This is a genomic window from Desulfoferrobacter suflitae (assembly GCF_022603395.1).
GTDB lineage: Bacteria > Desulfobacterota > Syntrophobacteria > Syntrophobacterales > Syntrophobacteraceae > Desulfoferrobacter > Desulfoferrobacter suflitae.
Genome location: NZ_JAIBKA010000005.1, coordinates 99,101 through 124,508 on the forward strand (window position 1 = coordinate 99,101; position 25,408 = coordinate 124,508).

Genomic DNA, 25,408 nt, shown 5'->3' on the forward strand with positions numbered 1-25,408 from the left:
TCTGCATAATCACTTTGTTGTCAATATGTTACCTTTGCTCAGATGCTAACATCAATTCATGCTGATAGATTTCCAGATCGTAATGGAATGGGCCTTTCTCGCTCAAACTACGGCAGATCAGTTTTGACGGTTTGGGGAGCAGTGAATTAGAAATGTGCCCACCAACAAGGGGGCTGAAAGATGTTCAAATCACCTCAATGTCAATCTTTTTCTTTTTTAAATCAGTAAGTTCGAGTTCCTTTGGTCATTGCTATTGATGGTATGGGGCTCCTGCTGGCGCTAATCGCTGATCCGTTGGGTGTGGGTTGGCAGAGGTAAGGGTCTTATGAGCTGGCCGCGTTTGAATTTGCGGGAGGGGTCGTGCTATGTGTGAAGAATGGCAGCACATTAAAAGTGAGTTAAAGAAGAGCCTTTCGAAAGGGCAGTACGATCTTTGGGTATCCACAGTGGATTTTATCGACCAGAAGGAGGACCGTCTCATTTTGGCCTGCCGCAATCGATTTCACATCGAGTGGCTGCGCGAAAAGCTCCAACCCAGGTTGCTGAGCGTTTCCCGCCAATATTTTCCGCAGGTCAAGAAACTGGAATACCAAATTGCATCGGCCGATGATCTGAAAGTCACAGTGGAGAATCAAGAGCTCGATGTTCCACTTCAGATGAGCTTCAGTGATCTGATCCGTCGCCCGGGGCCAAAATTTAATCCGAAATTTACCTTTGATCAGTTTGTCGTCGGGCAATGCAACCAGTTTGCCTATGCCGCCTCCATGGCCATGGCCAATGGACAGCAGTTTTTTGATCAGTCGGTCTACCTGCTTTCCGAGACCGGGCTTGGGAAGAGTCATCTATCGCACGCCATCGGCAACCACTTGCTCAGTCAAAAGCCGGATCTACGCGTGCAGTATTTAACGACCGAGCAATTTGCCAATGAAATGATCTATGCCCTCAGGAATGACAAAATTGACGCCTTCAAGAATAAATTTCGTTCCGGATGCGACATCTTACTTCTGGAGCGCATTGAATTCCTGAGCGGGAAGGAAAAGATTCAGAATGAATTGATTTATACTTTGGATGAGCTTCTGGACCGGGGCAAGAAAGTATTGTGCACAGGCAGCTCCTATCCCAAAGACATTCCCAAGATCAACAGTGAATTGAAATCTCGACTGGGGGGCTTGATGCTGGCTCCCATCGAGCGTCCCGATTTCCAGACGCGCATGGAGATTATCAAACGCAAAGCGCAAATCGAAAATGTCAAGGTTCCCATGGATGTTGTCGAGTTTCTGGCGGACAGGATCACCAGCGACGTTCGGCAGCTGGAAAGCTGCCTTGTGGGGTTGGTCGCCAAGACCAATATCATGGGAGTGCCGATATCCCTCAACGTTGCCCGGGACATCACGCAAACCCTGTTGGATCGGCTGCCCAAAATTACCATTGATCACGTGCAAAAGGTGGTATGCGAAAGCTACCAGGTCTCCGTTGCCGACCTGCAGTCGGCTTCCCGCAGAAAACAGCTGGCCCTGGCACGCAAGGTGGCCATGTATCTGTGCCGCCAATACACCTCAGAATCCCTGGCGACTATCGGCAAGTCGTTTAAACGAAGCCACAGTTCGGTAGTATATGCGGTCAACGGATTGAATAAGGAAATGGTCGAGAAAAACAGCAAACTAAAGCGTCAAGTGGAATATCTCAGTCGCCGTCTGGAAACCAGCTGTCTTTCCAGCCGATAAAGAATCGTTCACATGGATTGTTTCGGTCAGCAGCACAGAATCCTTCACCCATCTCGCCCTTTACCGGGCTCCGAGCCCAATCAACTTAACGGTAAAACCCTCCATCCAGGCTATTCCTGATTGATCTTTTCGCGCAGCACACCAGAACATTTGAAGGTGATCACCTTGCGCGGGGAGAGCATGATCGGGTCGCCCGTTTGCGGATTACGACCGCGTCTTTGATTCTTGTCTTTAACACTGAATTTACCAAATCCACTGATCAAAACGTCTTCACCCTGCTCCAGGGATTGTTTGACTATCTCAAAAAGTGTCTCGATGATATGGGCAGACTCGGTCTTGGTGAAGATGTTTTTGGCAAACAGATTCTCTACAATATGCGCCTTCGTCAAAGTCATGCAAGCTCTCCTTTTTGTCGGCATTACCCAGAGGCGAAAGTCAGGCGACCTGTCACCGGCCAATTGTTGGAGTGACATCGACCTTATAGCCTAATTAAAGGATAATTTACTGTTTTTCAACAAAAAAATAGGGGCTCCAAGCGAATAAGGAACCCCTCACTAAATCTTAATGGTGGCGGTGCAGGGACTTGAACCCCGGACACTGCGGATATGAGCCGCATGCTCTGACCTACTGAGCTACACCGCCAAAAGCACAGGGAAATCTATAGTAAAACTTCTTCATAGTCAACCCAAAAGGTGCAAGATTGGTCCTCTCTCACTGCCGTCCAAACAACTCAGGGGGGACGGAATCCGCCGTACGCTCCCCCAGTCCGCAGCAATTCTCATTTTGAAGATTTTGTCCTGGACAGCACGCCCATAGTCGTGTATGCAATTGTTATTTGGACTGTTTTTAGGCCCATAACAATTTGCAGCAGGACTGGAGGGGAGATGTCCAATAAACCGGTTAAATTGGAGACGTTGTTGAGCTTTCTGCGAGCCGCCATTGATCACTTCCCGGATCAGCGAACCGGCAACAATACCACCTATAGCATGCAAGACATTGGTATGGCCGCGTTTTCCGTGTTCTACACTCAGAATCCTTCATTCCTCGCACATCAAAAAGCAATGCGCCAACGCACCGGTAGAGACAATACTCAAACTATTTTTGGTATCCAACAAATTCCTTCCGATAACCACATCCGAGACATGCTTGACCCAGTTGCTCCATCATATCTTTCGCAGGTCTTTGACAATGTGTTCGAAACTCTTAAAACGCAGAATCTGCTCTCGCCTATGCTCTGGTACCGGGACAATTTGGCGATGGCCTTTGATGGTACCTACCATTTTTCATCCAAGAAGATTCATTGCCCGAATTGTTCAACCACTATGCGCAAAGATGGTTCGGTAACCTATCATCATAGTGCCATTACACCGGTGATCGTAAACCCTGCCCACAACGTGGCGATTTCCCTGGCTCCTGAATTCGTTGTCCCTCAAGATGGCAGTGACAAACAGGACTGTGAAACCAATGCCGCTAAGCGGTGGCTGGAAAAGCACGGCGATAAATTCCGTAAAATTGCTGTAACTATTCTGGGCGACGACCTCTATTGTCGTCAACCAATGTGCCGGCTGGTTCTCTCCAAGGGGTTCAACTTCTTGTTTGTGTGCAAGCCCGATTCGCATAAAAGCCTTTATCGATGGGTGGAACTGCTGGAGCAGCATGGAGACCTCAACCAATTTGTTATCACCCGTTGGAATGGGAAGCAGCGGGAGATCTACACCTATAAATACGCCAACGACGTGCCTCTGCGCGACACCGAAGATGCATTGACAGTCAACTGGATGGAGTTGACCATTTCCAAAGAAGACGGTCAAGTGCTCTACAAAAATGCCTTTGCCACCAATTTTAAGATTACCGATCATAATGTGGAGATCCTTGTCGCCGGTGGCCGCAGCCGCTGGAAAGTAGAAAATGAGAACAATAATACGCTGAAGACCAAAGGCTACAATCTCGAACACAATTACGGACACGGCAAGCAGCACCTGTCCTCACTGCTGGTCGCCTTCAACCTGCTGGCCTTTTTGTTCCATACCGTCTTGGAATGGACCGACCAAGACTACCAGCGGCTTCGAAAGATTCTACCGTCACGCAAGACATTCTTCGATGACCTACGGGCCTTGACCCGCTACATTTGTTTTGATAGCTGGCAACACCTCCTGGACTTTATGCTAAAGGGCCTTACGCGCGCTGCACCTGGATAAGCGATGGATTGTAGAGAGGACATCTTCAGCGTATATTGCCCGCCCGCAACACGAACTACAGACAAGATTGAACTCGGAAACGTCTTACCAGAAGACGCAGGCTATATCTTTGCCCTCGCATCACCTGGGAGCAAGTGCGAAAAACTCGACAAAACCCAAAATGAGAATTGCTGCCCAGTCCGGGATTGCAATTGACAAAAAACAGTGTTTCAGTTAAATGTTGTTGACCGCTGAGAGAATTTTTTCTGTTTTTTGAGGTGGTTAGACAAACCCTGGAAATGCTGGCGTGGAAACCAAATTCGTTTATACCCACATGTGATCAACCGGAAACAACAACCCGGCAACACGATATTGTCCTGAGGAGAAATCGCTTTGACCAATCAGCCATTGTATGAAGTCATGATTATCAGTGATTTTGCCGCCGCTCACAATTTGCGGAACTTCCGCGGCAAATGTGAAAACCTGCACGGCCACAACTGGAACATCGAAGTGGTGCTGCGTGGACGACGCCTTAACGAGAGCGGCATTCTGGTAGATTTTGCCGAAGTGAAACAGACCACTCGCGACCTGCTTGCCGAACTGGATCACAGTTACCTGAACGATTTGCCTTTTTTTAAGGATCACAATCCATCTTCGGAAAATATCGCCCGCTTTCTGTTTGAGCGTTTGGCGGAAAAGATCGCGGGCAACAATCTATGGGTGCACAGGGTGACCGCCTGGGAATCCAATGATGCGTGCGCCACCTTTATGTATGATGATGGCTTCCGGGCGGAAACCAACCGGGCCTGAAAAGGAGTGAGAACAATGAAATTGCGTAGCGTGAGGGCGGAGAGCTTGCGGAGGAATTCGTTTGTAATGAGTAGCCTTAAGTGCCTTTGTGTGTTTTTTTCGGCTGTTCTTATAACGGCCTACGGCAACTCCGGCTGGGCACTGCAACGGCATGAGTTGACGCCGGGGCAAGCAACGACCGAGGATAGTGCAACCAGTGTGGCCGGCCGTTCCACGGCACACTCCCAGACTCCTTCACCTACAGCAGGGGCAACTGCGCCCGTCGCAAGCCAACTCTCTGCCCCAAGCGAACATCCCCCCCCACCCGGTTCACAGCAAACATCGACCCCCTCTTTATCTTCGCCGGCAGCAACCAGCCAAACACCCTCCGGCGAGGAACATATCAGCAAACCATCACTGCCCATGGCGGAAGGCGATCATACTGCCATTGCCCCACCCGAAGGACTTCCGGAACATGATGAGGAAGAGGATGCGCATGTCGAGCACGGAGTCGTGCTGCCAAAGATCTCACCGACCCCCGGAGTCAGTTTTGTTGAAACCATGATCAGTCTGATGGAGCATGAGCTGAGCGGCCGGACCCTTGGCTGGCGTCCTAACGACATTATCCTCGGCCGGCTCACCGATAACATAAACAGCTTTCAGCTGGGCGTTTTGGAAGCCCTCAGATTCACTACTCTGCGTCTCAAAGACAGCCTCACCCGAATGGGAGATGCCGACGCCTACGATCCCGATTTGGAAGCGGCTCTCAATCTATTGATGAACCGGGCAACACTCTTCTGGTTTCCATCCGCAGAGAATTCCTATGGTGAAGCCGTAGACCATTTGAAGCAATTTTTGGTGAAGCTGGAAAAAGGTCAGCGCCATTTCTACTACCGCAGCGACAATCTTCAGCTGCTGATCTCCACCTACCGAGACCTGATGGGCAATGTGAACAGGAATTTGATCCGAGAAAATGTCGGCTGGTTTGAAAGTGACGACTACTTTTACTACGCCAAGGGGGTGGCGCATGTCTACTTTGAGATCTTGAAAGTGGTAAGGGTAGGCTTCGAAAGCCAGCTGGCCTTGACTTTGGATGCGGTGGCGATAATGGATGAGGTGCTGCATGAACTCTATCGGGCTGAACAGATGGACCCCTGGCTGGTGCTCAATGCCGGCCCCAACAGCTTTCTTGCCAATCACCGGGCCAACCTGAACGCACCGTTGAGTGAGGTGGCGCACCTGCTGGTCATTCTCAGTCAATTATAGCTTCATAAGACCCGGGGAAGGCTGAGCATCCATCCGCTTGCAGCTTTCCCCGATAATCCCCTCTATCAAGGCCACGATTGAGCTTCTCCCGATGGTTCTTGACGTGTGACGGCCTTTTCAAATTTCGCCAGTTGCTTCAAATAATAATCCCTGTTGTCCGGTCTTTTCGCCAGCGCCTGCTTGATGGTCTCCAACGCCTTGCGGTATCGGCCGTTTGCGTAATAGGCCTCGGCCAGGGTGTCCAGGATATGAGGTTCAGAGAGGCCGGACGCCGCCTTGAGAGCCATCTTGAGGGCTTCTGCAGGGCGGAAGTACGGTGGCGGTGAAGTGGCATAGAGCCAGGCAAGATTGTTCAGAATAATGGGGTTGTCAGGGTCCAGTTGCACTGCTTTTTGCAGGAATGACAGAGCAGTTTCATAGCGCCCCGAATCCAGCATCAATCCTCCGTAGGCCGCCAAGAGCTCGGAGCCGCCGCCGTCAGCTTTTTCCTGGATTTGTTTGTGTATGACCTGTGTCTGAACCTGCGCCCGCCAGCGCTGTATGGCGCTGCTTTCCTGCAACTGGTAGCCCGACCAGCTTAAGCCGCTGAGCAGCACCAGGAAAAGCGCCATCGATCCGTACAGCTTGCAGTCGTGTTTGCGCATCAGGGCAGGGTCTCGATAGCACTCAATGAGAAAATTGATGCGTTGGCGTATGCTGAAATGATGCCAACTCGGCAAATCCTCGATACGACCGCTGTAGAAGGCAATTTTCTGCAGGGACGATATCAGGGGGTGTGGATGGCCTATCAGACGCAAGGCGTACAGATCCGCCTGGCGTTCGCTGTTGCGCATGAAAAACCCGAATATGTAACGAAAATAGACGATGAGCAGGACCAGGATGGGCACAGCATAGACAACGGAAAACAGTGTGAGACTTAAGGAATCCTGCGCCATTGCCCAGTGCAGAAACAGATCGTTTTTCAGAATAAACAGAAAAATGACATCATGGAATGCATAGGCAAGTACGGAATAGCCAATAAAAAAAATGACATAGACCAGAATATGGAGGCGCCGCACGTGTCCCATTTCATGAGCGACCACCGCTCTCAACTCGGCGCCGCCAAGTAGCATCATGAGCCCTTTGGTTATGAGAATATAGCGCCACTTGGGAAGGATCCCGATGATACCGGCGGTAAGCATCTCTTCCCCAAGGAGCGGCCACGACATGAACCCGCCCAGGCGAAAATCGTGCTCACTGCAAAATGCTTCCAGTTCATCTCTTATCCGCCCCTCGGGAAGAGGTTTACAGCCCCACAAGCGAACTATCAGCCAGGGTGCAACCAAAATGAGGAGCAGCAGGAGAACGCCAAGGAGCAGCAACTGGCCGACTTCACCGGCGAGAAATGCGGGAAGCGGCATCCACTGCAGAAGATCACTGGCAAGCGAAATGAGCAGCCAGGGTATGAGGATCGCGGAAATAAATGCGATTTGGTTCTTGAGGAAAGCAAGCAGGGTTGCGTGCGAATGATAAATACTTCTATAAACCGGGTGGCTGCAGAGCCAAATCATGAAGACATGGAGCAAAAACAGGCCGATACCGATCAGTCCCGAAACGGTGAGAGACCTTTCAAAGCCGGGAACAGCCATGAGGTAAAATTTGATATTCAGGAGGTAAACATCGGCGGCAACAAAGGCCACCGCCAGAATAGTCAGGCGGTTTTGGGCACGATGATATTGCCGGGTGAGAGCAGACTGGGGGGTATGTGGCAGAGAGCGAGCCAAACGCTGCATGGTCAGGCGACAGACCAGAGCAAACAACAGCAGACCCGTTACAGTGAGCAGCAATGTAGCCGGCAGTGGGAATAAGGGCTGAGCGCCCGGCTGCTGCAGAGTGAACAGCAGCAGGACGATGAGCAGGTAGATCAGTTGACTGTACATGAGACGGCTTGAAGTCGCGACTGCAATTTCGTCATCAGCGCGTGAATTGAATCCTTCCCTTTCCCAACAGGTCGTGGAGGTGCAGGATGCCCGCTAACCCACCCTGCTCGTCGACCACGGGCAGCACCGTAATCAAATGCTGTTCCATAATCTCCAAAGCTTCTGCAACAGAGCAACTTGATTGGATCGTGCATGGGTTGGGAGTCATTACTGCAGCGATTGTCTTGGTGGAAAGGGTGGCGAATTTTTTCATGGCGCGCCTCAGGTCCCCGTCTGTAAATATTCCCAGCAGCCGTTTGTTGTGGCCTGTGATGAGCGTTGCTCCCATCCCCTTGCAATTCATTTCCTCCAGCGCGTCGTGAATGGGTGTATCCTCGCTGACCATCGGGATGGCCGCATCTCGGCGCATCACCTCACGAATGGGAACCTGCAGCCGTTCTCCCAAACGTCCTCCGGGATGATAGCGGCGGAAATCGTGCGCCTGAAAGTTGCGCATTTTGATGAGAGCCACGGCCAGGGCGTCTCCCACCGCGAGCATTGCGGTGGTGCTGGCGGTCGGCGCCAGACCGAAAGGGCACGCCTCGCGCGGCACGCCGGTGTAGATAGCCAAATCGCTGAATTTGGCGAGGGTCGAATGGAGATTCCCGGTCAACGCAATGGTGCGGGTTCCAATGTTGCGCAGACTGGGAAATATGATATTGAGCTCTTCTGTTTCACCGCTGTTGGAAAGGGCAAGCACCAGGTCCTCCCTGCGGACCATGCCGAGATCACCATGCATGGCTTCGACGGGGTGCATAAACAGAGCGGGTGTTCCGGTGCTGCTCAAAGTGGCGACAATTTTTCGTCCCACTATGCCGGATTTGCCTATTCCGGATACGATGATTCTGCCGCTGGCCTGATAGATCCACTGCACCGCCGTGGAAAATGATTCATCGAGGTGATCCAGCAGGTGCAAAATCCCGTCGGCTTCGATTTTCAGCACCTCTCTGGCGATCTCCAGGAGCTGGCGACTGTTTGTATTGATGCGGACGAATTTTGCACCCGTGCACGGCAGATCGCGCACAGAGGGGGTGGCCGCAGCAGCGGACTCGCCGCCGTCGGCTGCAGTTTCAGGCAAAACGTCTGTTGTGAGGGGCGACCGGCTTTCTATGCTCACTCAACCTTCCTTTTCCCATGACCGATGAAATTCATACTTTGCCGGCCACGGCACGATGGGTCTCAAAACAATCCTTGCGTACCTGTTCTTCACATTCCACCGCATAATGACCATTGAAGCAGGCCACACAGTAGGGGTGATCGTTCGCGGTGGCGTTGGCGCCTGCGAGCAGCCCTTCCAGACTCAGGTAATTGAGGGAATCCAGCCCGATAAAATCCCTGATCTGATCTACGCTGTGCGACGCCGCAATGAGCTCTCCTTTGGTCGAGAAGTCAATGCCATAGGGGCAAGGGTAGCGGTGTGGAGGACAGCTCACCACCATGTGCACCTCTTTGGCCCCGGCATGGCGTAAAGCCTTTATGCGCGTTCGTGTGGTGGTGCCTCGAATGATCGAATCTTCTACCAGCAGCACCTTCTTGCCGTACAGCAATTCGCGCACCGGATTCAATTTGACCCGAACTCCAAAATCGCGCATGGCTTGACTTGGCTGGATGAAAGTGCGTCCCACGTAATGGTTGCGAATGACGCCCATTTCCAGCGGAATCTTGGAGGCTTCCGCGAAGCCGAGTGCCGCGTAATTGCCTGAATCCGGGAAAGGCATGATGAAGTCGGCGGTTATCGATTCGTTTTCGTGTTTCATGATGTGTCCCAGACGCTTCCGGCACAGGTACACATTCTGACCAAAGATGTTGCTGTCAGGGCGGGCAAAATAGACGAATTCAAAAATACAGTAGGCCGAAGCAACTTTGGGAAAGGGATGCAACGAGCGCAGGCCGTTATGATCGATGATGACAATTTCACCCGGCTCCACATCGCGCAGGTAGGTGGCATCAATGAGGTCCAGCGCGCAGGTCTCGGAAGCAAGAACATAGCTGCCATTCAGCTCACCCAGGCAGAGGGGCCGAAATCCTTTGGGATCACGAATTCCGATCAACTTGTCGCGCGTACACATGACCAGAGAATAGGCGCCTTTGATCTGCCTGAGCGCTTCAATCAAAGCTTCCTCGAGACCATGTTTTAAGTTTCTGGCCATGAGGTGCATGATCACTTCGGTGTCCATGGTCGACTGAAAAATGGCTCCCTGGGTTTCCAAGTCGCTGCGCAATTGGATGGCGTTGACCAAGTTGCCGTTATGCGCAATGCTGTAATATTCGTTTCCATGAACCACCACGAAGGGTTGCGCATTGGCCAGCAGAGAAGATCCGGTAGTGGAATAGCGAACATGTCCGATAGCCAGATGCCCTTTGAGCTCCTTCAGGGTCTCTTCGCTGAAAACCTCATACACCAGCCCCATGTGCCTGGACTCTCTCAGCTTGTTGCCGTCGGATACGGCTATCCCGGCACTTTCCTGGCCACGATGCTGGAGAGCATAAAGGCCGAAGTAGGTCAGCTTGGCTGCATCAGAATTGCCAAATACTCCGAAGATGCCGCACTCTTCGCGCTTGCTCGGGATAAACGGTCCAAAATCCGTGGGTATCGAATTCAATTTCAAATCCTTTGGCGCAACGATCGACCGGCATGATATTCCTGAATGGTCTTCACATCCCAATCGCCCTTCTGCAATTCTTCCACCGCTTCAGCCATGGCCTTGGCTCCGGCAATCGTCGTCGTATAGGTGATGTTGTAAAGCAGCGTCGCTCGACGTATCTCATAAGAATCGGAAAACGTTTTCTTGCCCAGGCTGGTATTGATCACCAGCTGAATTTCGTTGTTCTTTATATGATCCAGGACGTGGGGCCGACCTTCCCTGAGTTTGAAAACGCTGCGGGCTTCGATGCCGTGATCCCTGAGGAACCCGGCGGTGCCGCTGGTGGCGATCAAGGCAAAGCCCAAACCTTGCAGCTTCATGGCCACGGGCAACACTGCCGGTTTGTCCCGGTCGTGCACACTGATGAACACGGTTCCCTGGGTGGGCAGAGCGTAGCCGGCGGCCGCTTGGGCCTTGGCAAAAGCGATTCCAAAATTACTGCCGATGCCCATCACCTCACCCGTAGACTTCATCTCGGGCCCCAAAAGAATATCCACCCCGGGGAACCTGGAGAACGGAAAAACCGATTCCTTCACGGACACATGACGCGGCTCTATTTCATTCACAAACCCTAATTCCTGCAAGGACATCCCCAACATAACTTTGGTGGCCAGTTTTGCCAAGGGCACGCCGATGGCTTTGCTCACAAAAGGAATCGTGCGCGAGGCCCTCGGGTTGACTTCGAGGATGTAAATGTCGCCCCCTTGCAGCGCGAACTGCACATTCATCAGGCCCACAACACCGAGCTCTCGCGCCAGCAGCCTGGTCTGCCGCTTGATTTCTTCCTGCAGCTCTTTGGAAATGCCAATGGGAGGCAACACGCAGGAACTGTCGCCGGAATGGATACCGGCCTCCTCGATATGTTCCATGATGCCGCCGATCACGGTGATGTTGCCGTCACTGATGGCATCCACGTCCAACTCGGCGGCATCCTCCAGAAAGTCGTCGATCAGGATGGGATGACCCGGTGAGACGTGTACTGCGGTCTCCATAAACTGGCAGAGCATGGTTTCGTCGTATACGATTTCCATTGCACGGCCGCCCAATACGTAGGAAGGTCGGACCACCACCGGATACCCGATTTCCCCGGCGGCCTGCAGAGCTTCGTCGGCGGTCAAGGCTATGGCGTTCCGGGGTTGTTTCAAACCCAATCTATGGAGTAACTGCTGAAAACGTTCCCGATCTTCAGCCAAATCGATGGCATCCGGGGAGGTTCCCAAAATCCTCGCTCCGGCCCTTTCCAGGGGAACAGCCAGATTCAGCGGCGTCTGGCCTCCGAATTGTACGATCATGCCCTCAGGTTCTTCCGTTTCCAGGATATGCAGTACATCTTCACGTGTCAGAGGCTCAAAATAGAGCTTATCGGAAGTATCATAATCTGTGGAGACGGTTTCCGGGTTGGAATTGACCATGATCGCTTCATGGCCAATCTCCTTCAGCGCAAAAGAGGCATGCACACAACAGTAGTCGAACTCGATCCCCTGCCCTATGCGGTTGGGCCCGCCGCCAAGGATGATGACTTTGGATCTATCCGAGGACTTGGCTTCGTTTTCCGTTTCGTAAGTCGAATAGTAATAGGGGGTATAAGCCTCAAACTCTGCCGCGCAGGTGTCAACCAGCTTATAGACGGGCTTGATGGAGTGTTGCAGGCGTTTGTTGCGAACGGTTTCCTCGTCCGTTCCAACCAGTTGAGCCAGCCGCATGTCGGAAAATCCCCAGGACTTGGCCTGAAAAAGCAGCTCGCGGTCGTCCAGAATGCTCTGCGTAGCGGCTGCCTGTCTGATGGCATCCTCCATTTGCAGGATTTGCCCGATGTGATGCAGGAACCATGGATCGATGTGAGTCAGACGATAAATTTCTTCGATGCTTACTCCTAACCCCAGGGCTGTCCCGATCTCAAAAAGACGCTGAGAGCTTGGACGCCGCAGTTTTTGTTTCAGCGCCTCGAGGTACTCCCCGTTCGCCGCCTCGGGCGGATCCAAGAACCCACAGCGGTCGATCTCCAAAGAACGGATGGCTTTGTGCAAAGCTTCCTTAAACGTTCTACCAATGGCCATCGTTTCACCCACCGATTTCATCGCCGTGCTGAGCAGGTCTTCGGTCTTGGGGAACTTTTCAAAAGTGAAGCGCGGCACTTTGACCACGCAATAGTCGATGGTCGGTTCGAAGGAAGCTTTGGTTTCACGGGTTATGTCATTGGCGATTTCGTCCAGTGTATAGCCGACCGCCAGTTTGGCGGCAATTTTAGCGATGGGGAATCCGGTTGCCTTGGACGCCAAAGCCGAAGAACGGGAAACGCGCGGATTCATCTCAATGACCACCATCTCCCCGTTTTCCGGGTTGATGGCAAATTGCACATTGGAGCCCCCCGTTTCCACTCCGATTTCCCTCAGAATGGCTATGGAAGCGTCTCGCATCTGTTGATATTCCTGGTCAGTGAGTGTCTGCGCCGGCGCCACGGTGATGGAATCGCCCGTATGGATTCCCATGGGGTCCACATTCTCAATGGAGCAGATGATGACCACATTGTCCATTAAGTCGCGCATCACCTCGAGCTCGAATTCTTTCCAGCCGAGTACCGATTCTTCCAGCATCACCGCATGAATCAGACTGGCATCCAGTCCACTCTGGGCGAGCTCCAGCAACTCTTCGCGATTGAAGGCCACCCCCCCACCCGTGCCTCCCAACGTGAAGGAGGGCCTGACGATAATGGGAAAGCCGATTCCCCGCGCTATGGCTTCCACATCACTCATGCTGCGGGCTATGCCGCTTGCCGGAACACGCATTCCGATTTGTTTCATCGCCTCCCTGAACAATTCGCGGTCTTCGGCCTTCTTGATGACATCGACACGCGCCCCGATCATCTCGACTCCGTACTTTTCCAGGATGCCCATTTCGGCAACCTTGACCGCCACGTTCAAGGCTGTCTGACCGCCCAGAGTCGGCAACAGTGCATCGGGGCGGTCCCTTTCGATCACCTTGGCCACGGCTTCCGGTGTGATCGGTTCGATATAGGTGCGGTGTGCGGTTTCCGGATCGGTCATAATGGTGGCGGGGTTGCTGTTGATGAGAATGATCTCATAACCTTCTTCGCGAAGCGCTTTGCATGCCTGGGTACCCGAGTAGTCAAATTCGCACGCCTGGCTGATGATGATCGGACCCGAACCGATGATGAGGATTTTCCCAATGTCTGTTCGTTTCGGCATGAACTGTGGTTCCTTTCAGTTTCTTAAGTCTGCTCGAGAATGCACGAGGCGATACTCATCATGGCTGCCTAGCCAATTTGCCGTTCCGGTTATTTGCCGTGAACTTTCTGCATGAGCCTGGTGAAGCGTTGAAAAAGGTAGGAAGCATCATGCGGGCCGGGGGAAGCTTCCGGGTGATACTGGACGCTGAAAGCCGGCAATTCGAGATGCTCCATTCCTTCCAGGGTATTGTCGTTGAGGTTGATATGAGTCAGGCGCACCGGCTTGTTCCGCATGGATTCCGGGTCTACACAAAAGCCGTGATTTTGCGAAGTGATTTCCACCTTTCCCGTGGTCAAATCCTTAACCGGCTGATTGGCGCCCCGGTGGCCGAACTTAAGCTTGAAGGTGCGGCCCCCCAAAGCCAAACCCATCACCTGGTGCCCCAGGCATATGCCGAATACCGGCTTGTTGTGCAGCAGTTGAGTGACGGTGTGAACGACATAGTCCAGAGCGGCCGGATCGCCCGGGCCATTGGAGAGAAAAATGCCATCCGGATTCATCGAAAGAATATCGCCTGCCGGCGTGTGGGCGGGAAAAACCATCACCTGGCAACCCTCCTGTTCAAGCTTGCGCAGGATGTTGTATTTTACCCCGCAGTCCAAGGCAGCCACACGAAAGCCGGTATGACCGTCCAGCCACTCCGTCCCCGAGCTTGCCGGCTTTAATCCTGCCTGCCAGCGGTAAGGCTCCGGGCTGGTCACATGCTGCACCAGGTCTATGCCGGTCAGGCCGGGATAATCCCGCACCTGCCGCAGCAGCCGGGAAACATTGTCGCTATCGGTCGCGATGATCCCCCGCATGGCCCCGGCCAACCGGATATGCCGCGTGAGCGCTCGCGTGTCGATGCCCTCTATGCCGACTTTCCCATACTCGTTCAGAAAGTCGGCCAGAGTTCGAGTGCTTCGCCAGTTGCTGGCAAAATCCTGGTACTCCTTGACGATAAACGCTTCCACCTGGATGGCCGCGGATTCCATGTCTTCATCGTTAATTCCGTAAGTTCCGGTGAGGGGATAGGTCATGGCCACGATCTGGCCTTTGTAGGAAGGGTCCGTCAGGACTTCCTGGTAGCCGGTCATGCTGGTGTTGAACACCACCTCACCCAAGGCACGGCCGTGCCCGGCGAATGTATATCCGTAAAAAACAGTCCCATCTTCGAGCACCAGCAGTGCTTTGTCTTTTTTCCAGGGTGACGCCATAGATAATCCTCATAAACAGCCTATATTTTTGTGAATGCGGCTGCACCGCCGCGCGCCCCGCGTAGTGCATGAACCAATCGTGATCCGCCGTCAGAGCCAACCTAAAATTATAGTGAAAATACCATCACCAGGGAAGCATTATGCTTGCGCAAATTCAGGGGGTGGTCGACTCTGCCTGCCGGCAGCCCTTCACCGACCTACCTGTGTGATTGCAGCATCTTTTCCAGATCCTCAGGCGTATCCACCCCACGAGTATCCGTGGAGGACAATGCGACATGGATGGCATAGCCGTATTCCATGGCTCTCAATTGCTCGAGCTTTTCCGCTTCTTCCAGCCGACCTTGAGGCAGTCGGGTAAACTCACGCAAAAACCAGTGGCGATAGGCATAAAATCCGAGGTGCTTTAAGAATGTCGGGTTGTCCTGGCCATCTCTGAAATGAGGCAGCGGAGACCGGGAAAAATAAAGGGCCCGACCGCCTGAGTCCCGCACGACTTTCACCACATTGGGATCACGATATTCTTGCGGGTCACGGCTGATGAATGCGAGGGTTGCCATGATACGCTCGGGAAAGCCATCCAGAACTCCTGTCAGCTGGTCTATCATCTCCGGCATCAACAGGGGTTCATCGCCCTGAATATTGACGACAATATCGGAGTCCTTCAGGCCGAGCGCTTCCGCTGCTTCAAAAATCCGGTCCGTACCACTCGCATGGTCGCTTCTGGTGAGTACACAGGTTCCGCCGAATGCGGCGACCGCCTGCTTGATGCGCTCATCATCCGTTGCCACCAGCAGCTTGTCAAGCCGTCGACAGCGGCCGGCCCGCTCATAAACGTGGCGAATCATCGGCTTTCCACGGATGTCAACCAAAGGCTTACCGGGGAACCGGCTGGAATGGTATCTGCAAGGGATAATGCCGATTATCTGCATAGGGTGAGTGAAACTCTTCAGCATGATTTGGCGGTCAACTTTCCTGCAGGTAGGCCTCAAATTCTGGGTCCCTGTCCGAGGCATCCGCCGCCTCGATGAACTCCGCGCCCACATAGTCCCCGGCCACTTTTCGTATCACCGCCGTCTTGGAAATAACAGAGCGTTCCGCATTGTCCAATATGAATTCCAAATCGATTATTTCGCCTTCGCGCATGAAGGCACTGTCGCGAGTGGTGAAGCCAATGCCACCGAGGGAAAGGTTTTCAACGTTGATTTCATTGCCCACGATTCCTTCAGGGGTGAGCTTTTGATAGACTCCCGGCATATTCGTTTCCTTGCGGACATACTGCCGAAACAGCTGGTTGAGACCGTATCCGACAGCCAACCGGATGAGCTGTTCCCTGTCCCAGGAAATTTCAGGATTCCTCTTATTGAATAGATCCAGGGCTTCGTCAATGCGTCTATCCAGAGAATCCCCCAACCTGATCTGCGTTACCCTCTCTTCTGCCATGTCGCCTCTCTATACTTGTCTCGCACACTCAGATTCCGTGCTTGCCGGACTCCACAATGCCCACCATCCGTGCCTGGTGCACTTGGCTCCTGCGGACGAGTCTTCGGGATCTTACTCAAAAAGACTTGCCTGCTCAACAAAATTGGAGCTGAGCCGCACAAGTGTGCCGCAACGGTGGCCCTCACCGGGGCGGCTCGCGCAAGGTTATCCGGAAAGTGGTGTGCAGGTTCGGAATACTGGTCACTGTGATGTGCCCGCGGTGACACTCGATGATGTCCCTGCTGATGGAAAGGCCCAGTCCGGTGCCCTCAGAACGTCTGCTGAAAAATGGCTTGAAGATGTGGGGTAAAGCGCCTGCAGGTATGCCCGGGCCGTTATCGCGAATCTTCATTTCCAGGATTCCCTCGTAATAGCTTCTGGCTTCCAGTCGCAGGGTACCTTTGCCGTGCAGCGCCTGCAAAGCATTGACGCAAATGTTCAAGAGAGCCTCTTTCATGCGATCTGCGTCCAGGAACCACGTCAACTGGGAAGGTTGAACTTCGGTGATGACGGACACATCGCCAATGAGCCCCTGATCGGTTGAGAGAATATCTTTGACCTCAGCGAACAAGCGGGCAATGGGGGTGGCACGCAGCTGCGGCAGGCGAGGTTTTGCATAGCTCAGGAATTCATCCACTTTGCGGTTCAAGCGCATGATTTCTCGTTTCACCAGAGAAAAAATCATGTCCGCATCGTGACTGCCCACAGACTTCTTTTCCAGCAGTTTGATTCCGGTGATGATAGCACCCAGCGGCGTCCTGATTTCATGGGCCAGACCGGCCGAAATTTCTCCCAGCAGGGCAAGCCGCTCCTTGTGAATCAGTGCCTCCGCCTGCTCGGCGACTCTGCTTTCCAATCTGCGCGAATACTGCTTGAGCTGCGTTTCCAGCTGTTTCCTCTGGGTGATATCTCGCAGGATGTGCAGTCTTGATACCTTACCGTCGGGTGAATGGATGGGTGAAACGATTATTTCATAGTTTTTTCCCGTTTCTTGCCAGTGCCATTCGTGGCGGAGCTCGGGGCCGAACGATCCCATCTGGTGTTGGCAATGTTCGCAATTTGCCGGATGACGTCCGAAAAACTCATAACAAAGGTGCCCCTCCCCATTGCCGCACATGGCTTGCATCGCAGAGTTCATGAATTCGATGCGGTAATCTCGTCCGACAATGTAGATGCCGTCTTCCATGCTGTTGAGAATGCGCTTGAGATAATCGCTTTCCCTTTCAACCGGAGGTTGCTTGGTGAGTCTAGCGCGTTTGGCCATCTTGTCCAAGTGCATCCTTATTATGTTCGACGCCATACTTTTTCAATTTGCGCCACAACGTATTGTAGCCGATTCCCAAAATTTCCGCCGCCTTGGTCTTATTCTGCCGGCAATGGGACAAGACATTGAGAATGTGACGTTTTTCCATTTCGGCCAGGGACAGCTGCAGTGACTCGGTTGGGTTTGCATCACGACTTTGCAGAGGGAGGCAATCCTCGAGAAACAGATCTTGAATGTCGATCTCATCGCCTTTATTGATGATGAGGGCGCGCTCCAGACTATTTTCCAGCTCGCGCACATTGCCCGGCCATGTGTGCTCGGTCAATCTTTTTTGGGCCGTCTCCGTCAAGCGGGGAGGGCGCCGCCTGCCCATCCGGTTGCTGAGACGCACCAAAAAGTGCTCCGCCAGGGCTAATACATCTTCCCGACGTTCCCGCAGAGGAGGAATGTAGATGGGGATCACCTTGACCCGGAAGAACAGGTCCCGGCGAAAGCGACCTTCCCGGACCAACCGGGTAAGGTCCTGATTGGTCGCGGCAATCACCCGGACGTCCACGGGCACTTCGCGGGGGTCTCCCACACGCCGGATGCTGCGTTCCTGCAGAGTGCGCAGGAGCTTGACCTGGAAGTTTTGAGAAGTCTCGGCGATCTCATCGAGAAACAGCGTTCCTCCATCCGCCGCTTCAAACAGCCCTTTTTGGTTTCTATGAGCACCGGTGAAGGAGCCTCGCATGTGACCGAACAGTTCGCTTTCCAGCAAGTCTTCCGGCATGGCGCCGCAATTGACCGCCAGAAAAGGTCCTTGCGAACGCTTACTGCGCTCATGGATCAGATGGGCCATCAATTCCTTGCCGGTGCCGCTTTCTCCTTCGATAAGCACCGTGGCTTCTGTTTTCGCCACGTCATGGATGGTCTCAATGACCTGTTGCATGGAGGGGCTTTGTGCGACAATTCTATCGAGTCCCAGTGCCCCGGCAAATCGCTCCTGCAGGTGTTCAACCTGCTGACGCAGCCCCCGGCACTCACGCGCTTTATTGATGGCGCGCACCAGGTACTCGGGATCAACCGGTTTGGTGAGATAATCGTAGGCCCCTTCTTTCATCGCCGCCACAGCCGTAGCGACGGACCCGTACCCGGTAATGACCAGAATTTCGGCAGCGGCCTGGAGTTGTCGCACATCCCGCATGACATCCAAACCGTTTTCTTCGCCCAGACGCAAATCGGTGACCACTACCTCGAAGCGATGACGCTCGAGCGCCTGACGAGCATCAGTGCGGCTGGCCACGGCAATCACGTCCAACCCTTCCTGCTCCAGATAGAGACTCTGAGTGATCCTCAGGGCCTCATCATCTTCTACCAAAAGCACACACGCCATGCGCTAAAATGCACCTCTCAATAATTGATTGCAAAGCAAAGTCCCCACACCCGGCATTTGGTGAGCGCCCGGCAGCAGGTGTGTGGTGGGAATCATGTTGTATGCATGCCCCACTGTTTGCCCGAATAAGATTGTGCGCTGCAATCGATATATCCAAAAATTCATTCCGTTGCCTCATTTAACAATGATAACAGCTCCTCGCTGTGAAGCCCAATTAACATTGGGCATTTCCTATAGTTTTCGCTCTAAGGTTGCAAATACATTTATGTTCGGTAGAATGTAGGCATGGTGACAAGAGTTCAGCCGGCAGTTGCTCCTAAAATTCAACCAAAACCCAGCGCGTCAGCGATACATTGCATGACAGCGAATACCACATCGGACCCCGGATAGCATGACATATTCCAGCTTTTTCAAGTTCCTCCCAATGGTCATATTTTTCGCCCTGGGCACTCTTACGCCCCTGGCAGATGCTCCGCAGGCGGGAACAAATGCCACAGGGGGGGAAAGCAGCAGGTCGAGCGGACAGGCCGTGGCGTCGACCCCGGACGAAGCGCAGGAAATCGATTTGATCGGAACAAAATTGAATCATCAAATCGACGGGATAGGCAATGAAATAGCCGCCTTCATGGACGAAAAAATCACCTCGTATCTGGGCAACTGGGTGAATTCTACAGCCCCCTTCGGCATATCATGGCTGACGTTTATCGCCTGCGGATCCCTCGTTGTTTTGGTACTGATCATAGAACGTTTGCTGCGTGCTCTGAACCGCAGATTGATGCGCAGAATGAGTGGGGAAGAGAAACCGTTCAACCTGCTGGAGCTCATCCTTGCCGCATTGGCCAGGCCCCTGTCTCTGCTCCTATGGACCTATGGGCTGTTTGCGGCCTTTAGCCCTTTTTTCCAATACTTCCGCCAACCGGACGGCACCAATGTGGTGCAGGGGCTGGCCCATCAGGCGACCCATGTTGCCGGCAGCGTCGTGCCTTTCTGGGCCATATTCAATTTTATCGGGCTGTTGGACGATGCCCTCGAGAGCAGAGCGAAAAGATCGGGCAGCGCGACGGATCGGATTTTATCGACACTCATGAGCAGTTGGCGGCGCCCGTTGAAGACCCTGTTTCTCATCGTATGGGTGAGGTTGGTCGTCTCCATAGCGGGTGGACCAAAGCTATGGATTGCTCTGGTGAATCATGGCTTCGCCATGGCTCTCATCGGCACCATGGCCTGGTTGATCATCCGCACCACCGACATCCTGGAAGACCTGGTTTTATCCCGCTACCGCATTGATGTTGCAGACAATTTGGAAGCACGAAAGATTCACACCCAGATTCGGTTCTTGAAACGAGTCATTGTGACGGTGGTGCTGGTCATCGCGGCTGCCTCGATGTTGATGGTTTTTCCCAAAGTACGACAATTTGGCGCGAGTATTCTGGCTTCTGCAGGCGTCGTGGGGATCGTTGCAGGTTTGGCGGTACAGCGTTCCATAGCAAACCTTCTGGTTGGCATCCAGGTCGCCATTACTCAGCCAATCCGGGTGGACGATGTGGTCATCGTTGAGAACGAATGGGGCCAGATCGAAGAGATCACTTCCACCTATGTCGTCGTGCGCATCTGGGACCTGCGACGGCTGATCCTGCCGATCACCTATTTCACTGAAAAACCGTTTGAGAACTGGACCAGAACTTCTGCGGATCTCATCGGCACGGTGTTCATCTATGCCGATTACTCGATCCCGGTCGACGCAGTTCGCCAGGAACTACACAGAATCCTGCAAGAATCCGATCTCTGGGACGGCAAGGCTTGGGCACTACAGGTTACCGACGCCAGGGAGCACACCATTGAATTGCGCGCCATGGTGAGCGCGGCAAATGCTTCAGCAGCGTGGAATCTTCGCTGCCAGGTACGAGAAGAACTGATCCTTTTCATCCAGAAAAACTATCCGGAAAGCCTGCCCAAATTCCGCACCGAATTGACCCGAAACGGATCAGAGGAAAAGCCCGCCTTCCTGCTACCCGAAAAGGCCGGCGCAAAAAGTTAACCCTGTTTGCCGTGCCCGGGCCAAGATCGTGAACCTGGCCCAGGTCTGCCTCACCAGCTCATTTCTTTTTCCAAATCCTCGTATAAATCCTCCAGCCGGTAGAGCGTCTGATCGAGCTCGTTCAGGTGGCGTGACAGCAGATGTTCTCGCGCCTCATCACGCACTTTTTGAATTTTGTCATGAAAACGATGAATGGGTTTTTTGGCGGTGTCCGGAATCGCAGGATCATTTCTCAGTCGGGTCAAGACCTCCACCAGCTGATACACATTCGGCTGTTCCTCCAACACCCGTTCGTAACCCCATTCTTTGAGGAAATTCGCCAGATTTGGAAATCGACCGGCAAGGCCTGCCGAACCATAAATCGGTATGAGCTTGATTTCGATTTCAATAAACTTACTCATTCACTATTCCCCCTGTAGATTCCATTGGAGCAAATTGTCCCTGCGCAACCGCTGGCAGTGCAATCACCGCTGGCAGTGCAATCACCGCTGGCACATTCTGCAGAAGTAAGTGGAGCGCTGCCCGGAACGAATTCGCCGGATGGCGGAACCGCATATCCGGCACGGTGCACCGGCTCGGTCGTACACCATGAGCTGCAGCTGAAAATACCCCGGTTTTCCGGACGCATCGCAAAAATCCCGCAATGTCGTTCCGCCCTGTTGCAGAGCGTTCACCAGAACCTTTTTGATGGCGTTCGTGAGCCGCTCATAACGCTTCAGCGAGATACGTCCGGCGGCCCGATTGGGATGAATTCCCGCTGCGAAGAGTGATTCATTGGCATAGATATTACCAATCCCTGAAACAATGCGGCTGTTCATGAGAAATTCTTTGATTTTCAGTGCCCTCCCGCGTGACTGCTCATACAGATATTGTGCCGTCAAACCATCTTCCAGCGGCTCTTTGCCAAGGGCAGCCAGGAGTGGGTGTTGATCGGGTGGCTCCGTGGTCCAGAGAGCACACCCGAAGCGACGGGGATCGTTGAAGCGCAATATTTTCCCGTTCCCGAATACCAGGTCGAGATGGTCATGTTTATCGGCAGGCTGTTGGTTGCGACGGACCAGAAGAGTGCCGGACATCCCCAGATGCATGATGAGCGTACCCCCTTCGGTTTGGATCAACAGGTACTTGGCCCGCCGCTCTACCGCAATGACCCGTTGTCCGGGCAGGGAGCGGGCCAGCTCCACCGGCACCGGCCACCTCAGCGCGGCATTCCTTACAATGACGCGGGTGACCGTCTGACCCGTAATTTCAGGGGCGATACAGCGACGTATGGTCTCTACCTCGGGCAATTCCGGCATGCTGGCACCTGGAGTAAACGTCATTGTTGGCAAAAGTCTGTTCCAACCCAGTATAACTGAAAAACCCTGCGCGAAGAAATCGGATTGATGTCACGAGTCCTTAAGGGCGGCAGTTTTGAGTTTAACATTCTGTCCATAAGACTTATGATGCGACGCGAATGGGATCGAGCGCGCGAGACATGAGAGCCAATTCAACACCATCGAAAGAACCTATGATGACCATGCCGGATTCTTCGCCGGAAATCCATCGCAAATTGCCCGGGCACAGAGGGTTCCGGCAGAATGCCCACTGGATGCTCATCGTCCTGTATTTCCTGGTACAATTCCCGAGCCTGTTCAGCCCGGTCATCTATCACGGGGATGAAAGATTTTACACCGACGGCGCCGTGCGCATGATCCAAACAGGAGACTACCTCACCCCCTACTATTCCAGCGGAGCCCTCAGGTTTCGCAAACCCATAGCCACCTACTGGGTGATCGCGGCAAGCTATAAGATTTTCGGCATCAGCCTGTTCGCATCGCGCATCCCTTTCCTGCTTGCCGGGTGCCTGGTGATCTGGTTCACTCACAAGACCTCGCTGGCTCTACTCAAACGCGAACAAGAAGCTCTGCTGGCTGCCATTGTGATTTTCTCCAACGAACAGTTCTTCGTCATTTCCACACGCTCGACCCCTGATATTTTGCAGACCCTTTTCCTGTCGGTCAGCCTCTATGGTTTCGCCAATATTCTTTTCAACCGATCCAAGGCGCGGCTCGACTATGGCTGCGCCTACCTTGGAGCGGCCCTCACAGTGGCCACCAAAGGGCTGTTGGGCATGGTTCCTGTCGTGTACGCCTTCGCATTCAGTGTTATCGCCCCCAAAGAGCTGACCAGGCCGAGAAACCTGATCGACCTGCCGGTTATGGCGTCTGCTGCTGTGGTTGCCCTCTTTTGGTACGCCCTGATCCTTGCGGAACACGGCGGTTTCGCCATCGGTGGCTTTTTGGGCGACCAGGTGACGGAACGTCTCGATGGCAGCAAGGTGTATATCCTGAAAAACGCGATGGAATACCTCATTGCGGTTCTGCGCCATTTTTTCCCGTGGTCACTGTTGCTCGTTTTGGCATTTTTACAAAAAGCCGGCTCAATAATCGACTTTATTAAGGAAAACCGATACGTATGCCTCTTCACCGGGGCTTGGTTTGCAACCCTGTATGGGATCTTCATCCTGGGCAATCTGACCCGCAGCCGCTACCTGCTTCCTGCTTATCCGCTGCTTGCCGTACTGTTTGCGGCTCTATTGATCAAGGCCACCGAGTACGCAAAATGCTCTCAACTCATTAGAAAAGTTGAGAACACCCTGGTCCTCTCCGGCCTCGCCGCGGCGGTTCTGATTGCCTTGGCCGGTGCCAGGGTGGACTTTAGATGGTCGGCAGGAGGCAGCCTGTTATTTGTGTTTACTTTGGTTCCCTACCTGCTGCTGTTCAAGCACAGCAATATGGGAGGATTTGCCGTCACCGGTGTATTTTTGGTTCTGCTCTATGCAACTTTTTTCACCTTTCTCAAACCGGTTTTTTCCGTATCTCCAGTCACTTCTCTGGCACAGTGTCTTGCCCCCGTCAGCATGTCAAAGCCCGTCAGGGTGGCATCCATCGGCCTACCCCATGAATATCAACACCAACTGACACTGTTTTCGGATGGGGCCGTGTGGGTTGCGGAGCTCCTCGATCTGCCTGGCAAAAGGCAATTGGAGCAGTACCCCGCCCTCATTGTTTCCGAAAATTACAGAGAAGAATTAATCGGTTACGGGTACCAGGTGCAGCAGTGCGGCTATGAATACAGGAGATGGCACTTAAAAGACATGCTCGCATTGTTGAACAGCTCCCAAAAACGGCAGCGCATTGCTTCCATGAAGGAGTTCTATTACGTGGCTTTGCCTCGGGAACGGCCAGGCCTGCTACCATCTCACTAACGCCGAGCCCCAGGTAAAACCCGAGCCAAAGGCGATCAGCAGGATCAGATCGCCCCTTTGTAATTTGCCGGAGCGGTAGTTCTCATCAAGCAGCAGCGGAATCGATGCAGCCGTTGTGTTTCCATATTTTTGAATGTTGTTGAGAAACCTCTCAGGGGGGATGTTCGATTTTTCGGCGACCATCTGGTTGATCCTCAGGTTGGCTTGGTGGGGAATGACGTATTTGATTTCATCGGGTCTGAGACCGTTTTTTTTCAGGGTATGGTGAACCAGTTCCACGAGTCTTGTGACGGCGTGCTTGAAGACCGTCCTGCCGTCCATGTGCGGCCAGATCTCTTTCCCGCCGATGCTTTCCTGACTCAGGTAGGGCTTGCGGGATATGTCCCATACGTCCATGTGCAACGCTTTAGCGAATTCACCATCGGCATGAAGCTCCGTGTACAAAACCCCCTGATCTAGTGTCTCGCATGCGGTAAAAACCGCTGCACCCGCAGCGTCGCCGAAAAGCACCGCCACATCGCGCCCCCGATCCGAGAAGTCGAGCGCGCTCGAATGGATTTCCGAGCCCACCACCAGGATGTTTTTATAAGTGCCGGCTCGAATGAGTGCGTCGGCTACCGTCATGGAATACAGAAAACCGGTGCATTGGTTGCGCACATCCATGCAGCCTATGTGCCGCACCCCCAGTTTTTTTTGCAGGTAACACCCGGTCCCGGGAAAATGATGATCCGGACTGAGGGTGGCAAAAATAATGAAGTCGACATCGGAAGCACTCATTGCAGCATCTTCGAGAGCTCTCCTGGATGCTTCCAGTGCGAGGTCCGAACACAGCGTCCCCTCATCCGCAAAGCGCCGTTCTTCAATGCCTGTGCGGGTTTGAATCCATTCGTTGCTGGTGGTGAACAATTTGGCGAGGTCATCGTTGGTGACTACTTTCGGCGGCACATAGGATCCGATGCCGCGAATGGTCGCTCGAATCATCTGAGTCTCCTTTACAAC

General features: G+C 53.3%; 19 protein-coding genes and 1 tRNA gene. 6 read left to right on the forward strand and 14 right to left on the reverse strand.

The annotated features are described in order from the left end of the window. Nucleotides 1-365: 365 nt before the first annotated feature. A complete protein-coding gene (dnaA, locus tag K1V27_RS10190; protein ID WP_258929889.1) occupies nt 366-1,724 on the forward strand; it encodes a chromosomal replication initiator protein DnaA in 1,359 nt (452 codons plus the stop codon). A gap of 110 nt (nt 1,725-1,834) precedes the next feature. Here the strand turns inward: dnaA and K1V27_RS10195 are convergent, their stop codons facing one another. Both K1V27_RS10195 and K1V27_RS10200 read right to left on the reverse strand, forming a co-directional pair. Continuing rightward, nucleotides 1,835-2,119, reverse strand: coding sequence for an integration host factor subunit alpha (locus K1V27_RS10195; protein ID WP_258929890.1), 285 nt, complete (start codon nt 2,117-2,119; stop codon nt 1,835-1,837). Between the two features lie 170 nt (nt 2,120-2,289). Then, nucleotides 2,290-2,366: transfer RNA gene (locus tag K1V27_RS10200), tRNA-Met, on the reverse strand. Between the two features lie 272 nt (nt 2,367-2,638). Between K1V27_RS10200 and K1V27_RS10205 the strand changes: the two genes are divergently transcribed. The 3 genes from K1V27_RS10205 (at nt 2,639) to K1V27_RS10215 (ending at nt 5,956) form a co-directional block, all read left to right on the forward strand. Continuing rightward, on the forward strand, nt 2,639-3,922 hold the full coding sequence (locus K1V27_RS10205; protein ID WP_435051665.1) for an ISNCY family transposase: 1,284 nt from the start codon (nt 2,639-2,641) through the stop codon (nt 3,920-3,922). A gap of 372 nt (nt 3,923-4,294) precedes the next feature. Then, nucleotides 4,295-4,711 carry a 6-carboxytetrahydropterin synthase QueD gene (queD, locus tag K1V27_RS10210; RefSeq protein WP_258929892.1) on the forward strand — a complete coding sequence of 139 codons (417 nt, stop codon included), beginning with the start codon at nt 4,295-4,297 and terminating at the stop codon, nt 4,709-4,711. A gap of 402 nt (nt 4,712-5,113) precedes the next feature. Then, nucleotides 5,114-5,956, forward strand: coding sequence for a DUF2333 family protein (locus tag K1V27_RS10215; RefSeq protein WP_258929893.1), 843 nt, complete (start codon nt 5,114-5,116; stop codon nt 5,954-5,956). Nucleotides 5,957-6,021: 65 nt separating this feature from the next. Here the strand turns inward: K1V27_RS10215 and K1V27_RS10220 are convergent, their stop codons facing one another. From K1V27_RS10220 to K1V27_RS10260, 9 genes are all read right to left on the reverse strand, one after another. After that, complete coding sequence (locus K1V27_RS10220; protein ID WP_258929894.1) at nt 6,022-7,875, reverse strand: M48 family metallopeptidase; 1,854 nt, start codon at nt 7,873-7,875, stop codon at nt 6,022-6,024. Nucleotides 7,876-7,909: 34 nt separating this feature from the next. Continuing rightward, nucleotides 7,910-9,031, reverse strand: a complete 1,122-nt coding sequence (locus K1V27_RS10225; protein WP_258929895.1) for a KpsF/GutQ family sugar-phosphate isomerase — start codon at nt 9,029-9,031, stop codon at nt 7,910-7,912. A 31-nt stretch (nt 9,032-9,062) separates the two neighbouring features. Next, nucleotides 9,063-10,508 carry an amidophosphoribosyltransferase gene (gene purF, locus K1V27_RS10230; protein WP_435051666.1) on the reverse strand — a complete coding sequence of 482 codons (1,446 nt, stop codon included), beginning with the start codon at nt 10,506-10,508 and terminating at the stop codon, nt 9,063-9,065. An 11-nt stretch (nt 10,509-10,519) separates the two neighbouring features. Next, nucleotides 10,520-13,765, reverse strand: a complete 3,246-nt coding sequence (carB, locus tag K1V27_RS10235) for a carbamoyl-phosphate synthase large subunit (RefSeq protein WP_258929897.1) — start codon at nt 13,763-13,765, stop codon at nt 10,520-10,522. Nucleotides 13,766-13,854: 89 nt separating this feature from the next. After that, entirely contained in the window at nt 13,855-15,003 is a 1,149-nt protein-coding gene (carA, locus tag K1V27_RS10240; protein ID WP_258929898.1) for a glutamine-hydrolyzing carbamoyl-phosphate synthase small subunit, read from the reverse strand. A 197-nt stretch (nt 15,004-15,200) separates the two neighbouring features. Further along, nucleotides 15,201-15,932 carry a 3-deoxy-manno-octulosonate cytidylyltransferase gene (gene kdsB, locus K1V27_RS10245; RefSeq protein WP_258929899.1) on the reverse strand — a complete coding sequence of 244 codons (732 nt, stop codon included), beginning with the start codon at nt 15,930-15,932 and terminating at the stop codon, nt 15,201-15,203. Nucleotides 15,933-15,966: 34 nt separating this feature from the next. After that, on the reverse strand, nt 15,967-16,443 hold the full coding sequence (locus K1V27_RS10250; protein WP_258929900.1) for a PilZ domain-containing protein: 477 nt from the start codon (nt 16,441-16,443) through the stop codon (nt 15,967-15,969). A 181-nt stretch (nt 16,444-16,624) separates the two neighbouring features. Next, nucleotides 16,625-17,746 (reverse strand): two-component system sensor histidine kinase NtrB, encoded by a 1,122-nt coding sequence (locus K1V27_RS10255; protein WP_258929901.1) that lies wholly within the window; start codon nt 17,744-17,746, stop codon nt 16,625-16,627. Beyond that, nucleotides 17,730-19,121: a sigma-54-dependent transcriptional regulator gene (locus K1V27_RS10260; protein ID WP_258929902.1), complete on the reverse strand. Its 1,392-nt coding sequence runs from the start codon at nt 19,119-19,121 to the stop codon at nt 17,730-17,732. Before K1V27_RS10260 ends, K1V27_RS10255 begins: the two co-directional genes overlap by 17 nt. A 391-nt stretch (nt 19,122-19,512) precedes the next feature. Here K1V27_RS10260 and K1V27_RS10265 point away from each other — a divergent pair, with 391 nt between their 5' ends. Further along, the gene (locus K1V27_RS10265) at nt 19,513-21,159 is read left to right on the forward strand and encodes a mechanosensitive ion channel family protein (RefSeq protein WP_258929903.1); all 1,647 of its coding nucleotides are present in this window, start codon (nt 19,513-19,515) and stop codon (nt 21,157-21,159) included. A gap of 50 nt (nt 21,160-21,209) precedes the next feature. Here K1V27_RS10265 and K1V27_RS10270 read toward each other — a convergent pair whose 3' ends face one another. After that, nucleotides 21,210-21,560: a hypothetical protein gene (locus K1V27_RS10270; protein ID WP_258929904.1), complete on the reverse strand. Its 351-nt coding sequence runs from the start codon at nt 21,558-21,560 to the stop codon at nt 21,210-21,212. Between the two features lie 81 nt (nt 21,561-21,641). Further along, nucleotides 21,642-22,457: a bifunctional DNA-formamidopyrimidine glycosylase/DNA-(apurinic or apyrimidinic site) lyase gene (gene mutM / locus K1V27_RS10275; protein ID WP_258929905.1), complete on the reverse strand. Its 816-nt coding sequence runs from the start codon at nt 22,455-22,457 to the stop codon at nt 21,642-21,644. A 221-nt stretch (nt 22,458-22,678) separates the two neighbouring features. Between mutM and K1V27_RS10280 the strand changes: the two genes are divergently transcribed. Then, nucleotides 22,679-24,409 carry an ArnT family glycosyltransferase gene (locus K1V27_RS10280; RefSeq protein ID WP_258929906.1) on the forward strand — a complete coding sequence of 577 codons (1,731 nt, stop codon included), beginning with the start codon at nt 22,679-22,681 and terminating at the stop codon, nt 24,407-24,409. On the opposite strand, the gene K1V27_RS10285 is transcribed toward K1V27_RS10280, so the two are convergent. After that, nucleotides 24,395-25,390, reverse strand: a complete 996-nt coding sequence (locus tag K1V27_RS10285) for a 3-oxoacyl-ACP synthase III family protein (RefSeq protein WP_258929907.1) — start codon at nt 25,388-25,390, stop codon at nt 24,395-24,397. The genes K1V27_RS10280 and K1V27_RS10285 overlap by 15 nt on opposite strands. Between the last annotated feature and the right edge of the window lie 18 nt (nt 25,391-25,408).

What these genes read in the sequence shown, in the direction of transcription:
- dnaA (WP_258929889.1), top strand. Translation starts at nt 366, where the DNA reads ATGTGTGAAGAATGGCAGCACATTAAAAGTGAGTTAAAGAAGAGCCTT.
- K1V27_RS10195 (WP_258929890.1), bottom strand. Translation starts at nt 2,119, where the DNA reads ATGACTTTGACGAAGGCGCATATTGTAGAGAATCTGTTTGCCAAAAAC.
- K1V27_RS10215 (WP_258929893.1), top strand. Translation starts at nt 5,114, where the DNA reads ATGGCGGAAGGCGATCATACTGCCATTGCCCCACCCGAAGGACTTCCG.
- K1V27_RS10220 (WP_258929894.1), bottom strand. Translation starts at nt 7,875, where the DNA reads ATGTACAGTCAACTGATCTACCTGCTCATCGTCCTGCTGCTGTTCACT.
- carB (WP_258929897.1), bottom strand. Translation starts at nt 13,765, where the DNA reads ATGCCGAAACGAACAGACATTGGGAAAATCCTCATCATCGGTTCGGGT.
- carA (WP_258929898.1), bottom strand. Translation starts at nt 15,003, where the DNA reads ATGGCGTCACCCTGGAAAAAAGACAAAGCACTGCTGGTGCTCGAAGAT.
- kdsB (WP_258929899.1), bottom strand. Translation starts at nt 15,932, where the DNA reads ATGCAGATAATCGGCATTATCCCTTGCAGATACCATTCCAGCCGGTTC.
- K1V27_RS10250 (WP_258929900.1), bottom strand. Translation starts at nt 16,443, where the DNA reads ATGGCAGAAGAGAGGGTAACGCAGATCAGGTTGGGGGATTCTCTGGAT.
- K1V27_RS10255 (WP_258929901.1), bottom strand. Translation starts at nt 17,746, where the DNA reads ATGGCCAAACGCGCTAGACTCACCAAGCAACCTCCGGTTGAAAGGGAA.
- K1V27_RS10260 (WP_258929902.1), bottom strand. Translation starts at nt 19,121, where the DNA reads ATGGCGTGTGTGCTTTTGGTAGAAGATGATGAGGCCCTGAGGATCACT.
- K1V27_RS10265 (WP_258929903.1), top strand. Translation starts at nt 19,513, where the DNA reads ATGACATATTCCAGCTTTTTCAAGTTCCTCCCAATGGTCATATTTTTC.
- K1V27_RS10270 (WP_258929904.1), bottom strand. Translation starts at nt 21,560, where the DNA reads ATGAGTAAGTTTATTGAAATCGAAATCAAGCTCATACCGATTTATGGT.
- mutM (WP_258929905.1), bottom strand. Translation starts at nt 22,457, where the DNA reads ATGCCGGAATTGCCCGAGGTAGAGACCATACGTCGCTGTATCGCCCCT.
- K1V27_RS10280 (WP_258929906.1), top strand. Translation starts at nt 22,679, where the DNA reads ATGCCGGATTCTTCGCCGGAAATCCATCGCAAATTGCCCGGGCACAGA.
- K1V27_RS10285 (WP_258929907.1), bottom strand. Translation starts at nt 25,390, where the DNA reads ATGATTCGAGCGACCATTCGCGGCATCGGATCCTATGTGCCGCCGAAA.